General features: G+C 62.3%; 14 protein-coding genes. 7 read left to right on the top strand and 7 right to left on the bottom strand.

The window, feature by feature from the left end; genetic code table 11:
• Positions 1-148: 148 nt before the first annotated feature.
• From ligA to WAO69_RS02010, 3 genes are all read left to right on the top strand, one after another.
• Complete coding sequence (gene ligA / locus WAO69_RS02000) at positions 149-2,389, top strand: NAD-dependent DNA ligase LigA (protein WP_422176221.1); 2,241 nt, start codon at positions 149-151, stop codon at positions 2,387-2,389.
• On the top strand, positions 2,386-4,476 hold the full coding sequence (recG, locus tag WAO69_RS02005; RefSeq protein WP_422176223.1) for an ATP-dependent DNA helicase RecG: 2,091 nt from the start codon (positions 2,386-2,388) through the stop codon (positions 4,474-4,476). Before ligA ends, recG begins: the two co-directional genes overlap by 4 nt.
• Before the next feature lie 111 nt (positions 4,477-4,587).
• Entirely contained in the window at positions 4,588-4,710 is a 123-nt protein-coding gene (locus WAO69_RS02010; RefSeq protein WP_422176224.1) for a hypothetical protein, read from the top strand.
• A gap of 224 nt (positions 4,711-4,934) precedes the next feature.
• Here WAO69_RS02010 and WAO69_RS02015 read toward each other — a convergent pair whose 3' ends face one another.
• Positions 4,935-5,387: an iron-sulfur cluster assembly scaffold protein gene (locus WAO69_RS02015; protein ID WP_422176226.1), complete on the bottom strand. Its 453-nt coding sequence runs from the start codon at positions 5,385-5,387 to the stop codon at positions 4,935-4,937.
• Between the two features lie 48 nt (positions 5,388-5,435).
• Between WAO69_RS02015 and hisI the strand changes: the two genes are divergently transcribed.
• Positions 5,436-5,813 (top strand): phosphoribosyl-AMP cyclohydrolase, encoded by a 378-nt coding sequence (gene hisI / locus WAO69_RS02020; protein ID WP_422176228.1) that lies wholly within the window; start codon positions 5,436-5,438, stop codon positions 5,811-5,813.
• Between the two features lie 60 nt (positions 5,814-5,873).
• Here hisI and gluQRS read toward each other — a convergent pair whose 3' ends face one another.
• The 4 genes from gluQRS to WAO69_RS02040 all read right to left on the bottom strand — a co-directional run bounded on the left by gluQRS (position 5,874) and on the right by WAO69_RS02040 (position 9,698).
• Positions 5,874-6,713 carry a tRNA glutamyl-Q(34) synthetase GluQRS gene (gene gluQRS, locus WAO69_RS02025; protein ID WP_422176230.1) on the bottom strand — a complete coding sequence of 280 codons (840 nt, stop codon included), beginning with the start codon at positions 6,711-6,713 and terminating at the stop codon, positions 5,874-5,876.
• Positions 6,710-7,324, bottom strand: coding sequence for a class I SAM-dependent DNA methyltransferase (locus WAO69_RS02030; protein ID WP_422176232.1), 615 nt, complete (start codon positions 7,322-7,324; stop codon positions 6,710-6,712). Before WAO69_RS02030 ends, gluQRS begins: the two co-directional genes overlap by 4 nt.
• Before the next feature lie 23 nt (positions 7,325-7,347).
• Positions 7,348-8,703, bottom strand: coding sequence for a methylenetetrahydrofolate--tRNA-(uracil(54)-C(5))-methyltransferase (FADH(2)-oxidizing) TrmFO (gene trmFO / locus WAO69_RS02035; protein ID WP_422176234.1), 1,356 nt, complete (start codon positions 8,701-8,703; stop codon positions 7,348-7,350).
• Positions 8,704-8,912: 209 nt separating this feature from the next.
• Positions 8,913-9,698 carry an enoyl-CoA hydratase gene (locus WAO69_RS02040; protein ID WP_422176236.1) on the bottom strand — a complete coding sequence of 262 codons (786 nt, stop codon included), beginning with the start codon at positions 9,696-9,698 and terminating at the stop codon, positions 8,913-8,915.
• Positions 9,699-9,755: 57 nt separating this feature from the next.
• Here WAO69_RS02040 and WAO69_RS02045 point away from each other — a divergent pair, with 57 nt between their 5' ends.
• Positions 9,756-10,217, top strand: coding sequence for a PaaI family thioesterase (locus WAO69_RS02045; protein WP_422176238.1), 462 nt, complete (start codon positions 9,756-9,758; stop codon positions 10,215-10,217).
• Positions 10,218-10,221: 4 nt separating this feature from the next.
• Here WAO69_RS02045 and WAO69_RS02050 read toward each other — a convergent pair whose 3' ends face one another.
• Both WAO69_RS02050 and WAO69_RS02055 read right to left on the bottom strand, forming a co-directional pair.
• Positions 10,222-11,268 carry a hypothetical protein gene (locus WAO69_RS02050; RefSeq protein WP_422176240.1) on the bottom strand — a complete coding sequence of 349 codons (1,047 nt, stop codon included), beginning with the start codon at positions 11,266-11,268 and terminating at the stop codon, positions 10,222-10,224.
• Positions 11,268-11,579, bottom strand: coding sequence for a hypothetical protein (locus tag WAO69_RS02055; RefSeq protein WP_422176242.1), 312 nt, complete (start codon positions 11,577-11,579; stop codon positions 11,268-11,270). The genes WAO69_RS02050 and WAO69_RS02055 overlap by 1 nt, the downstream gene beginning before the upstream one ends.
• A 243-nt stretch (positions 11,580-11,822) precedes the next feature.
• On the opposite strand from WAO69_RS02055, the gene rplM reads away from it, so the two are divergent.
• Both rplM and rpsI read left to right on the top strand, forming a co-directional pair.
• Positions 11,823-12,281, top strand: coding sequence for a 50S ribosomal protein L13 (gene rplM, locus WAO69_RS02060; protein WP_422176244.1), 459 nt, complete (start codon positions 11,823-11,825; stop codon positions 12,279-12,281).
• Between the two features lie 5 nt (positions 12,282-12,286).
• Positions 12,287-12,768 (top strand): 30S ribosomal protein S9 (gene rpsI, locus WAO69_RS02065; RefSeq protein ID WP_422176246.1); only part of this gene is annotated, 482 nt, incomplete at its 3' end.

Genomic DNA, 12,768 nt, shown 5'->3' on the forward strand with positions numbered 1-12,768 from the left:
GATCTTGTGATCGCGCATCAAGGGATGCGCGTTTTGCATGGGATTGTGGCTGCGGGCGCTGTTTTGCCCCTCTGCATCTGGACGTCCGATGGGCCGCGCCCTATCACTTTGCCTTGTGATACCCGCCACAGAACCGGTGCAAAGACCCATGGCAAGGCCCGAGATTTCCACGCTGAGCGACGCGGAAGCGCGCGCAGAGCTTGCACGACTGGCCGAAGAGCTGGACGCGGCCAACCTGGCCTATCATCAACACGACGCGCCGCAGATTTCGGATGCGGAGTATGACGCGCTCAAACTGCGCAACGCGGCGATCGAGGCGGCCTTTCCCCATCTCAAGCGGGCAGACAGCCCAAGCGAGCAGGTGGGTGCCGCCCCGTCCTCGGGGTTTTCCAAGATCAACCATGCGGTGCGGATGCTGTCATTGGGCAATGCGTTCGACGATGAGGACGTCACAGGCTTTGACAGCGGCGTGCGCAAATACCTGGGGCTGAGGGCGGATGCGCCGCTGGCCTATACGGCCGAGCCCAAGATCGACGGTCTGTCCCTGTCGCTGCGGTATGAGGCCGGCAGGCTGGTGCAGGCGGCAACGCGCGGCGATGGCGCGGTGGGCGAGAACGTGACGGCCAATGCGCAGACCATCGCCGATATCCCGCAGGTTCTGAGCGGCGCGCCGGATGTCCTGGAAGTGCGCGGCGAGGTCTATATGAGCCATGCCGATTTCGAAGCGCTGAACGCCCGTCAATCTGCGCGAGGGGACAAGACCTTTGCCAATCCGCGCAACGCCGCCGCCGGATCGCTGCGCCAACTGGATGCCGAGATCACGCGCGCGCGGCCCTTGCGCTTTTTCGCCTATGCCTGGGGCGAGGTATCCGGCGCTCTGGGAGAGACGCAAAATGAGGCCATCGCGCGGCTGGCCAGCTTTGGTTTTGCGACCAACCCCCTGACGCAGCTGTGTGAAACAGCGCAGGAGATGATCGCGCATTATCACCGGATCGAAGAGCAGCGCGCCACGTTGGGTTATGACATTGACGGCGTCGTCTACAAGGTCAACGATCTTGCGCTGCAGGCGCGGCTTGGGTTCCGCTCGACCACGCCGCGTTGGGCCATCGCGCATAAGTTTCCCGCCGAACTGGCCTGGACACGGCTGGAAAAGATCGAAATTCAGGTCGGGCGCACCGGAGCGCTCAGCCCAGTGGCGCGGCTGAGCCCGGTGACGGTGGGCGGGGTCAGTGTCTCGAATGCGACGCTGCATAATGAGGATTACATCGCCGGGCGCGATTCCAGGGGCCAGCAGATCCGCGGCGGCAAGGACATCCGTGAAGGCGACTGGGTGCAGGTTTACCGCGCCGGTGACGTGATCCCCAAAGTGGCGGATGTGGATATCACCAAACGCCCCGCGGATGCGGTGCCCTATGTGTTTCCGACCATCTGCCCGGAATGCCAGAGTGCCGCGATCCGCGAAGAGGGGGACGCGGTGCGCCGCTGCACCGGTGGTTTGATCTGCCCCGCACAAGCGGTGGAAAAGCTGAAACATTTCGTCTCGCGCGCGGCTTTTGACATCGAAGGTCTGGGTGCCAAGCAGATCGAACAGTTCCATGGCGATGGCTGGATTGGCGAGCCGGCGGATATCTTCACGCTCAGGGCGCGCTTTGGCAGTGGCCTGCAGCAATTGAAGAACCGCGAGGGCTGGGGCGAAAAATCCGCCACCAACCTGTTTGATGCGATTGATGAAAAGCGGGTGATCCCGCTGGCGCGTGTGATCTTTGCGCTGGGTCTGCGCCATGTCGGCGAAGTGGCCGCCAGCGATCTGGCCCGTCATTTCGGCACCTGGGAGGCGTTGGTGCGCACGGTGGACGCCGCCGCGCCTGCCGCCGAAAGTCATTTGCGCGCCGACGAGGCCGAAGCTGCCGAACGGCTGGAGGCGGCCCGCGCCGGGCGCAAGGCGCGCATCAAGGCCAGCCGCGATGCGATCTGGGATCAGCTTGCCCCCGAGGCGCGTGCCGCCTGGAACGAGATCTCCGGCATCGACGGGATCGGCGCGACCGTGGCCGTCGCGCTGGTGACCAGCTTTCAGCAAGAGGCCGAGCGCGCCTCGATCGACCGGCTGATCAGCGCACTTGATGTGCAGCCCGATACGTCTCCCAGGGATGTGGACAGCCCGGTTGCGGGCAAAACCGTGGTCTTTACCGGGACGCTGGAAAGAATGACGCGCGCCGAGGCCAAGGCGCGGGCCGAAGCCCTGGGCGCCAAGGTTTCGGGATCGGTCAGCGCAAAGACGGATATTCTGGTGGCCGGGCCGGGGGCGGGCTCGAAGGCCAAAAAGGCCGAGGAACTGGGGATCACCACGCTGGACGAGGATGGCTGGCTTGAGCTGATCGGCGCGCCATGACGGGCCGTCCCGAAGCCCTGTTTCCGCTGTTCGCGGCCCTTGACACGCTTGAGGGTATCGGGCCGAAAACCGCGAAACTCTTGCCTCAACTGGGGATCGAGAGGCCGCGCGATCTGGCGCTGCATCTGCCCTATGCGCTGATCGACCGGCGCCGCCGCGCCACCATCAAAGGCGCGGATCTGCCCATGACGCTGACCGTGGCAGTGACCATCGGTGCCCATCGCCCACCGCGCACCAAGGGCGGGGCCTATCGCATCCATGTCGAGGATGAGGCGGCGGATTTCCAACTGGTGTTCTTTCATGCGCGCGGTGATTACCTCAAGCGCCAGCATCCCGAGGGCGCGCGTCGGATCGTGTCGGGCAAGCTTGAGCTATTTGATGGGTTCGCCCAGATGGTGCATCCCGATTACGTTCTGCCCGAAGATCAGGGCGATGAGATCCCCGATGTCGAGCCGATCTATCATCTGACCGCAGGCGTCACGCAAAAGACGCTGTTCAAGGCCGCGCGCGATGTTCTGGCGGGCTTGCCGGCGCTGCCGGAATGGATTGATCCTGCGCTGAAAGAGCGGGAAGGCTGGCCAGATTGGGCCGAGGCGATCCGCCAGGCCCATGCGCCCGAGCGGATGGATGATGTCAGCCCCTCGGCCCCGGCACGCGCGCGCATCGCCTATGATGAGCTGATGGCGCATCAGTTGACGCTGTCGCTGGCGCGCCAGAGATTGCGAAAAGGCAAGGGACGGCCCACGTGCGGCACCGGCGTTTTGCAGAAAAAGGTGAGTGCGGCGCTGCCCTATTCAATGACGGGGGCGCAGGCGCGCGCGGTTGGCGAGATCGCGCAGGATATGGGTGCGCTGCAGCGCATGAACCGCTTGCTGCAGGGGGATGTGGGCTCGGGCAAGACGCTGGTTGCCTTCATGGCGCTGCTGGTCGCAGTCGAAGCAGGCGGGCAGGGCGTCATGATGGCCCCGACCGAGATTCTGGCGCGTCAACATCTGGAAGGTCTGCAGCCGCTGGCCGAAAGCGCGGGCGTCGTTCTGGAGATCCTGACCGGGAGGGACAAGGGACGCGAACGCGCGGCCAAGCTGGCGGCTTTGGCGCGCGGTGATATCCAGGTGCTGGTGGGCACTCATGCGGTGTTTCAGAAAGACGTTGAGTTTCACGACCTGCGCCTTGCCATTGTCGACGAACAGCACCGATTTGGTGTCAGCCAGAGGCTGGAACTGGGGCGCAAGGGCGAGGCTGTGGATGTGCTGGTGATGACCGCGACGCCAATCCCGCGCAGCCTGTCCCTGGCACAATATGGCGATATGGATGTGTCGGTTCTGGATGAAAAACCGCCCGGGCGTAAGCCGATCAAGACCGCGGTGGTGTCGACCGACCGGATGGACGAGGTGGTGGCGCATATGCGCGGTGCGATTGCGCAGGGGCGGCAGTGTTACTGGGTCTGCCCCTTGGTCGAGGAATCCGAGCATGTGGATCTGACCGCTGCCGAAGAACGCTTCAAGCGGTTGCGCGCGGTGCTGGGCGAGACTGCGGTGGGGTTGGTACATGGCCAGATGCCTCCTGCTGACAAGGATGCGGCCATGGCCCGGTTTCAAAGCGGCGAGACCAAGGTTCTGGTGGCCACCACGGTGATCGAGGTGGGGGTCAATGTGTCCAATGCCACGATCATGGTGATCGAGCGGGCCGAGACATTCGGCCTTGCGCAGCTTCACCAGCTGCGCGGGCGTGTGGGGCGCGGATCGGAGCAATCGACCTGTCTGCTGATGTATCAGGCCCCGCTGAGCGAGGGCGGGCGGCGCCGCCTTGAAGTGTTGCGGGATACCGAGGACGGGTTTGCCATTGCCGAGACCGATCTGGAGATGCGCGGGGCGGGCGATCTGATCGGCACCGCGCAATCCGGACTGCCCCGGTTTCGGGTCGCGGATCTGGAACGCCAGGCCGGATTGATGGCGACAGCACAGACAGATGCACGCCGATTGCTGGAGGCGGATCCGGCCCTGGAGAGCGAACGCGGGCGCGCCGCGCGCATGCTTTTGTGGCTGATGAGCCAGGAAGAGGCGATCCGTTTGATTTCAGTAGGTTAGGCCGAAAATCACAAAAAGTTCACAAATGTTCTTAAAAAGTTCTTTACAGATCAGGCTCAAAATGAGAACAAAGGGTCAACAAACGTTCAACCACGACCCGGAGCAGAGCCCATGTTCAGCCAGATCAAAACCGCAGCACAGCGTTCCCAATCGACCTTCATTCAGGATCTGATTGGCGTGGGTGCTCTTGGTGTGATGCTGGTTGTGGGGCTTTACCTGCCGGGTCTTGTCTGAGCTGCTGTTGACCTGTTTCTGCCTGCGAACTCATGCCGGACGTTCCCCATCCTGTCCCCAACTGATGCGAGGGTGATTACCTGTCCCAAGGCCCTCGTGGATCTGCCTCGATCCATATCGGAACGTGACCCGGAACCTACATGAGTATTGCATAACCTGCCGCCGCCATTCCGCCCGGGATGTGCGGCGGTTTTTTTGTCAGGCGGGAGCGAGAGCGGGGCGGGTCAGGCGCAATTGGCCTGTTGCGCTTTTGCCAGCGCTTCGACGGCGGCATCAAGGGCCAGCAGGATCGAGGCGTGACGGTTCTTGTAATCGCGCGCAGGGATCAGCACCTGAAGCCCGTCAAAGGGCGCATCCGGCGCGGGGCCGTTGTCCTTCAGCATGGCTTTGAGCTGATCGCGGGCTGTTTCCACCTGTGCCGGTGTCGCCCCGATGATCGCGCTGCCCACAACCGAGGCGGCGGCTTGACCCAGCGCACAGGCCTTCACATCCTGACCAAATTCGGACACGCGCCCATCGCGCATCGTGAGATCCACGGTTACGGTCGAGCCGCATAGGGGCGAGCGTTTCTTGACCGTGGCCTGGGGCGACTGAAGCCGCTCGAGATGCGGGATATCCGCAGCCAGCGCCAGAATCCGTGCCGAATAGAGCTTGATCAGGTCAGTCTCGCCGGACATGTCTTTCCCTTTGCTTGTCTTCCCCATAAATAGGCAGGTCATTGCCCATTGCAAAAGGTTTTTGCCATGACCTTCGATCCTGCGACACTGCTGTTCAACGAGGCCGGCCTGATCCCCTGTATCGCGCAGGAGGACAGCTCGGGCGAGGTGCTGATGATGGCCTGGATGAACGCGGCGGCGGTGATGCGCACGCTGGAGAGCGGGCGGGTGACATATTGGTCGCGCTCGCGGCAGGCGTTCTGGGTCAAGGGCGAAAGCTCGGGGCATGTGCAGGAGCTGGTGGAGCTGCGCCTCGATTGCGATCGCGATTGCCTGCTGGCGGTGGTGCGACAGACCGGGCCGGCCTGCCATACCAATCGGCGCAGTTGTTTCTACACGGCGCTGCGCGATGGACAGGAAGTCGAGCTGATGGCACCTGAGGGGTGAATGGCCCGTTGGGCCATGCCTGCGGCTTTTGGGTATTTGAAACCAGAAAGAAGCCGAGGATCACAGGCCCAGCATCCTGCGGATATCAGCGGGGCTGTGGCCCTGGGCACGGTAGGTGGCGATGGCGCGCGCATCATCGCGCTTGGCCAGTCGTTTGCCCTGGTCGTCGCGGATCAGGCGATGATGATGATAAAGCGGCGTTGGCAAGCCCATGAGATGTTGCAACAGCACCTGCAGCGCGGTGATCTCGATCAGGTCGGCACCGCGCACCACATGGGTGATGCCCTGGGCCGCGTCATCAAGCACCGAGGCCAGCACATAAGAGACGGTTTGCGTGTCCTTGCGCCCCAGGACGGCGTCGCCCGTTGTGGCGCGCAGATAGGCGGCGGTGATGCGGCGCAGCCCCGGTGATCGGGTGCCGGTTTCGCGGTAGCTGAGCGGCATGGCGATCCCGGCGAGCGCGGCATCGAGGTTCAGGCGCAACGCGTCGCCGGGTTTGCGCGTGCTCATGGGCCTGTTGCGGCAGGTTCCGGGATAGGCGGGTGGCAGCGGCGCGCCTTCCTGCGGGGCAGAGAGCGCCGCACGGATATCACCGCGCGAGCAGCTGCAGGGAAAGACCAGGCCGCGCTCGGCCAGTTGCGTCAGGGCTGCGTTGTAGCGCTGGAGATGGTCGGATTGGCGCAGGACCGGCTGTGGCCAGCTCAGGCCAAGCCAGTGCAGGTCGTCCAGGATTTGCGCCTCCCATTCGGGGCGGGCGCGGTCGATATCGGTGTCTTCGATCCTGAGCAGGAACATCCCGTTTCGGGCCTGCGCCATGTCATGGGCAAGAAGAGCCGAATAGGCATGTCCCAGATGCAGCGGGCCGGTGGGAGATGGGGCAAAGCGCGTGGTGAATGTCACGTTTTCTCAAGGACATAAACGTTTGACTTGATGTTGATGCCCAGCAGGTGGTCGCCATATTCGCGAAACAGAAGCCGCGCGGCACCGCAGTCGATCCATTCATTGAGCCGCCCTTCGTGACGGTGATCCTCAAGCGCGTGATCGTTGAAGGACAGCACGCAAAGCCCGCCCGCTGTCAGGTGTCTCATCATTGTGTCCAGCGTGCTAATGGGGGCCGCTCCGGCACCGATGACGCCGATGGCCGCGATGGCGGCGTAATCGCCTGGTTTGCCGGGCATGGGCGCGGCCTCATCAACCTGGGTGAGGCTGCGGTAGATGTTTTTGCTGCGGGCATGGGCGAGCATCTCGCCAGAGATGTCGATGCCGTCGATGGTGTCGAATCCGGCAAGCTTCAGCGCAAGGCCCGACAGGCCCGTGCCGCAGCCGACATCCAGAACCGGAGCGCTGCGATCCTTTATGTGCCGCGCGAGCGCCGCGGCGCAGCGGCCCGGCGTGGCATAGCCGTTCTGGCCGATTTCGGCCTCATAGCTGGCCGCCCAGTCATCATAGAGCTGACGGGTTTCAGCGTGGCTGCGCGCCCTGTAGGCCTTGTCGAGGAAACTGTCTGTCATGTCCCGGATGTTACAGGCGGTGTTCAGGCAGCGTCCAGCCTTTGTTGCGTGAGCCACCCTTGCCAGTCGGCCTTGGCGCGGTCGGTATAGGCCTTGTAGCGATCCTGGCGGCCACGGCGCCCGCCCTTGACGCCATCGACCGGGGGGAACAGGCCGAAATTGACATTCATCGGCTGGAAGGTCTTGGCGTCAGCACCGCCCGTGATGTGGTTGACCAGTGCCCCCATGGCGGTGGTTTCAGGCGGCGTGCAAAGGGGCGCACCCAGGATCTGCGCGGCCGCCATCCGCCCCGCGAGCAGGCCCATGGCCGCACTTTCGACATAACCCTCAACTCCGGTGATCTGGCCAGCAAAGCGGATATGAGGCGCGGATTTGAGGCGCATCTGATTATCCAGCAGCTTTGGAGAGTTGATGAACGTGTTGCGATGGATGCCGCCAAGGCGTGCAAAGGATGCGTTCTGCAGGCCGGGAATCATCTTGAAAACATCGGTTTGCGCACCGTACTTCATCTTGGTCTGAAAGCCGACGATGTTGTAGAGCGTGCCAAGGGCGTTGTCGCGGCGCAGTTGCACCACTGCCCAGGGCTTGACCTGCGGATCATGGGGATTGGTCAGGCCGACCGGCTTCATCGGACCATGGCGCAGGGTTTCGCGGCCGCGCTCTGCCATCACTTCGATGGGCAGGCAGCCATCGAAATAGGTGGCGGTTTCGCCTTCGTGGAATTCAGTTTTGTCGGCCGCCAGCAGCGCGTCGATGAAGGCGTCATATTGGGCGCGGTCCATCGGGCAGTTGATATAGGCCGTGCGTTCCTCTTCGGTGGCACCCTTGTCATAGCGCGATTGCAGCCAGGCCTGATCCATGTCGATCGTGTCGAAATAGACGATGGGTGCGATGGCGTCGAAAAACGCAAGGGCATCGGCGCCCGTTTCTGCCCGGATCGCTTCGCCCAAGGTGCCCGAGGTCAGCGGGCCGGTCGAGATGATCCAGTGACCGTCGCGGGGCAGGGTGGTGATCTCTTTATAACTGACCGAGATCAGCGGATGCGCCTTGAGCCGCGCGGTCACCGCTTCGGCAAAGGGATCCCTGTCCACCGCAAGCGCGCCACCTGCGGGCAGGCGGTGGGCATCTGCGGTTTGCATGATCAGCCCGTTCGCCGCGCGCATCTCCCAATGGAGCAGACCGACGGCGTTTTGTTCGTCGTCATCCGAGCGGAAGGAGTTGGAGCAGACCATCTCGGCCAGGTGGCCGGTGCGATGGGCGAATGTTTCCACGGTGGGGCGCATCTCGTGAATGACCACGGGGACGCCCATGTTGGCGGCCTGCCAGGCGGCCTCGGATCCGGCCATTCCGCCGCCGACGATATGAAGAGTCTCAGTCATGCAGACCATCTAGGCCGGATTGGTCAGGGGCGCAATATCGGGGAGGGGGTTCGGGGCCGCCGTGGGAACTGTCTAGTTCCGCGTGAGAGTGCGGATTGGAGGGACGGTTCGACCACAGCGGCCCGAAATGTCTGCTGATATCTTTCAGCGCCCCTTTTGTGACACATTCCCGCCTTAATCTCAAGCTCTCAGGCGGAAACAGATGCCGTTTATTGTTTCCAATCGGGGTCACGCTTTCCAAGAAATGCAGCGATCCCCTCTTCAGTATCACGAAAGGCCAGGTTCTGCACCATGACGTCTCCGGTATAGGCGTAAGCTTGCTCAATTGGCATTTCGAGTTGGTGATAATACGCCTGTTTGCCGATTTTCACCGCTGCGGCGAGTTTTTGGGCGATGGAATCGGCAAGTTCCCGCGCAGTGTCTGCCAGCAGATCGGGGGCAACGGTGCGGTTTATCAGCCCCAGAGATTCGGCACGGGTGGCGTCGATGAACTGTCCGGTGGTCAGCATCTCGAAGGCCTGTTTGGTGGGAATGTTGCGCGACAGCGCCACCATGGGGGTGGAACAGAAAAGGCCGATATTGACGCCGTTCACGCCGAAACGTGTCCCTTCTGCGGCAACGGCCAGATCGCAACTGGCCACAAGCTGGCATCCTGCGGCGGTGGCGATGCCGTGAACCTGCGCGATCACCGGCTGGGGCATCTTGCGGATCGTGGTCATCATTCTGGCGCAGCGATCAAACAGATCCTTGAAATAGGCCGCGCCGCCGTCTTCGGCCTGACGGCCTTGGGTCATCTGCTTGAGATCATGGCCTGCGCAGAATGCCTTGCCGGCCCCTGACAGGATAACGGCGCGGATCGCGCTGTCGGTCATCAGCGCGTCGAACGCGTCTTGCAAGGCGGCCAGCATTTCATCGGACAGCGCGTTCAGCCGGTCGGGCGCGTTCATGCGCAGATGGGCGACACCGGATGTGTCGTGACGTTCCAGAATTGACATCTTGCCTCCTACTTCGTTGAGGGAGAGTTTAGGCACAAGTTTGAGCAAGGGAAAGACATGGACCAGAACAGTTTGATGCTGATGGATGCGACTGCGTTGAATGCCTTCATTCAGGAGGTGTTCCCTCAGGTGAAGGATGATTTTCTGGTCGAAGAGGCCGCGCCCTATGAAATCACCCTGCGGCTGCGTGTTCAGGACCGGCATTTGCGCCCCGGCGGCACCGTATCGGGCCCGTCGATGTTCGGGCTGGCGGATGTGACGGTCTATCTGCTGACGCTGTCGTTGATCGGACCCAAGGCGCTGGCGGTGACCACCAACAGCTCGCTTGATTTCCTGCGCAAGCCCGAGGCGGGTCGAGATCTACTGGCCAAGGGGCGGTTGCTCAAGCTGGGCAAGACCCTGTCCGTGGGGGATGTGCTGATCTATTCCGAAGGCAAGGCCGAACCGGTGGCGCGCGCCTCGATGACCTATGCCATTCCGCCCGCCGGATCAGCGGCCGCGCGACACAGCGGGGCCTGATCCGTCAGAACCATCCGGCCGCCCCCCAGACCCAGCCGAACACGATCGCCAGAGCGGATATGGCCGCTGAATAGCCTGCCAGTTTGAAAGGCGAGAACGGGCGCTCTCCGAAGGTGCGCCCGCGCATGCCACAGACCACGACTTTCATCGCCGTGTTGTTATAGCTGTAGTGCAGGATCCAGACCGGCAGCAGGATACGGCGATAGTGAATGCCCGATGTATGGGTCTTGTACCCGATATCGATGATCCGGCTTTTGTTGATGTGGGTCTTGATCCGGTTGCGGATCAGCAGACGTTTGTCGGCTTCGTTGGCCGCAAGACCTTCGGAGACGCTCAGATGGTGCTGCTCGGCGGCAAAGCCGGACAGATAGGCCGGGATATAGGGGCGCAGATCCTCGGGGTTGAAGTCATGCAGGATGCCGTCACGGATCATTGGCGTGATATGAGGAGAGGCCGGGGCCAGCAGGTCATCAAAGACGATGGACATGGAGCCCTTGACCGAGTGAGTTCTGGCCTTGTCGCCGCTGCCGGTGCGGTAGCGGGCCCAGTAATCCACGGCCTCGTGGCTGTCGAATGTGAAGAAGGGCACGTAAAAACCTGCCACCCGCGCCCGCGAGACAGTGTCTGCAAGATCAGTCGGGGCGGCGAGTCGGCGGCGCACCCAGTCAATCGCGCGCGTCTGGGCTTCGGCCTCGGTCAGCCGGAAGGGGATCAGCCCCAGAGCCTGAAAGCGTTCGTCGCGTCCCCCCAGCACGACGGGACCGTCGCAATAGCCGCAACGATCGGACAGGGCAGGGCCGGTAAAGACCACCGCGCCTCCGCAGGTTTCACATTGATGCACCCGATCTTCGGTCAGGACCGGCTGTTCGGTATGGGGCGTTTCGGGATCATAGTGAAACTCGCGCGTCGGGTCATGCGCGGGGTCGACGATGATGGCGTGCCCCTCGCCGCAGCTTTCGCAGACCAGCGCACCAGCGGCCGGGGAAAACACGCATTGGCCGGCGCAGAACGGGCAGAGCAGGTCGCGCTGTGTGGCCGATAGCTGCGTCATCAGTCGCTGTCGGCCAACGCAAAGGCCAGTTCCAGCAGGACATAGAGGCGCAGCATGGAGCGATCTATGGCCGCGTCGAGATCACCGTTGATGGCCCAGTCACCCAGAATCGTGGCGACAAACCAAGTGGCCATGATCCAGAACACGATGATCGCCCAGCCCGACAGCGTGCGCAGGAACCCCGCAGAGCCCCGTTTGAGTTCATGCTGGGCCTCATAGACGCGGATCAGTTTGACCACCGGCACGATGCCGATCGCAGTGGACAGCGCCAAAAGCGCCAGTGCGGCAAGGTAGGGTTCAACGGATATCATGCAACACGGTCCAAGTCAGATCAGCTTTCGTGATGTAAAGACGCTGTGCGGTTTGGCAAGCGGGGATTGCTGCGAATGCATGGGGTATATTGATACCTTAATTTTAAGGCATTGAAATACATACATAAATACTGAGAAAGCGCTATTGACCCGGCTCATGTGCCGCTATAAAACCCCGCAATCGAATTCGGGCGGGGTGTCTTTATGCGCCTCGCCTTTCACGTCAAACAGGATGATCCTGCCATGAAAACCTTTTCTGCCACACCAGCAGATATCGACAAGTCCTGGATCCTGATCGACGCCGAAGGCGTTGTTCTGGGCCGCCTTGCCTCGATTGTTGCCATGCGTTTGCGCGGCAAGCACAAACCTTCGTTCACACCCAACATGGACATGGGTGACAACGTCATCATCATCAATGCCGACAAGGTCCAGATGACCGGCAAGAAGCGCGAAGAGAACTTTTATTGGCACACGGGCCATCCCGGTGGCATCAAGTCGCGCACCAAAGCTCAGATTCTGGAAGGCAAGTACCCTGAGCGCGTCGTCGTTCAGGCGGTCAAGCGCATGCTGCCGGGCAACCGCCTGAGCCGCAAGGTGATGACCAACCTGCGCGTCTATGCCGGTGCCGAACATCCCCATGAGGCGCAAAGCCCTGTCGTTCTGGATGTCAAATCCATGAACAAGAAAAACACCCGGAGCTGAATCTGATGTCAGACGAAATCAACACACTCGAAGATCTGGCCGCAGCCACCGGTGTCCAAGCCGTGGTTGAAGACGCCCCCCTGCGTGAAGCCGTCCGCGACGAACTGGGCCGCGCCTATGCGACCGGCAAGCGCAAGGACGCGGTTGCCCGCGTCTGGATCAAGCCCGGTTCGGGCAAGGTCGTTGTGAATGGTCGTGAAATGGCTGTCTATTTCGCGCGCCCCGTGCTGCAGATGATCCTGCGCCAGCCCTTTAGCGTGGCCGGTGTTGTCGATCAGTTCGACGTGCATGCCACCGTCAAGGGCGGCGGCCTGTCCGGTCAGGCCGGTGCGGTCAAGCACGGCATCTCGAAAGCGCTGCAGCTGTATGATCCCAGCCTGCGCGCGGCCCTGAAAGCGGCAGGTTTCCTGACCCGCGACAGCCGCGTCGTCGAGCGCAAGAAATTCGGCAAGGCCAAAGCGCGCAAGAGCTTCCAGTTCTCCAAGCG

It is taken from the genome of Aestuariivita sp., assembly GCF_049276915.1.
Lineage (GTDB): Bacteria > Pseudomonadota > Alphaproteobacteria > Rhodobacterales > Rhodobacteraceae > Aestuariivita.

Bases quoted from the DNA above. Each gene is read 5' to 3' on its own strand.
- ligA (WP_422176221.1), top strand. From the start codon at position 149: ATGGCAAGGCCCGAGATTTCCACGCTGAGCGACGCGGAAGCGCGCGCA.
- recG (WP_422176223.1), top strand. From the start codon at position 2,386: ATGACGGGCCGTCCCGAAGCCCTGTTTCCGCTGTTCGCGGCCCTTGAC.
- WAO69_RS02010 (WP_422176224.1), top strand. From the start codon at position 4,588: ATGTTCAGCCAGATCAAAACCGCAGCACAGCGTTCCCAATCGACCTTC.
- WAO69_RS02015 (WP_422176226.1), bottom strand. From the start codon at position 5,387: ATGTCCGGCGAGACTGACCTGATCAAGCTCTATTCGGCACGGATTCTG.
- WAO69_RS02030 (WP_422176232.1), bottom strand. From the start codon at position 7,324: ATGACAGACAGTTTCCTCGACAAGGCCTACAGGGCGCGCAGCCACGCT.
- trmFO (WP_422176234.1), bottom strand. From the start codon at position 8,703: ATGACTGAGACTCTTCATATCGTCGGCGGCGGAATGGCCGGATCCGAG.
- WAO69_RS02040 (WP_422176236.1), bottom strand. From the start codon at position 9,698: ATGTCAATTCTGGAACGTCACGACACATCCGGTGTCGCCCATCTGCGC.
- WAO69_RS02045 (WP_422176238.1), top strand. From the start codon at position 9,756: ATGGACCAGAACAGTTTGATGCTGATGGATGCGACTGCGTTGAATGCC.
- WAO69_RS02050 (WP_422176240.1), bottom strand. From the start codon at position 11,268: ATGACGCAGCTATCGGCCACACAGCGCGACCTGCTCTGCCCGTTCTGC.
- WAO69_RS02055 (WP_422176242.1), bottom strand. From the start codon at position 11,579: ATGATATCCGTTGAACCCTACCTTGCCGCACTGGCGCTTTTGGCGCTG.
- rplM (WP_422176244.1), top strand. From the start codon at position 11,823: ATGAAAACCTTTTCTGCCACACCAGCAGATATCGACAAGTCCTGGATC.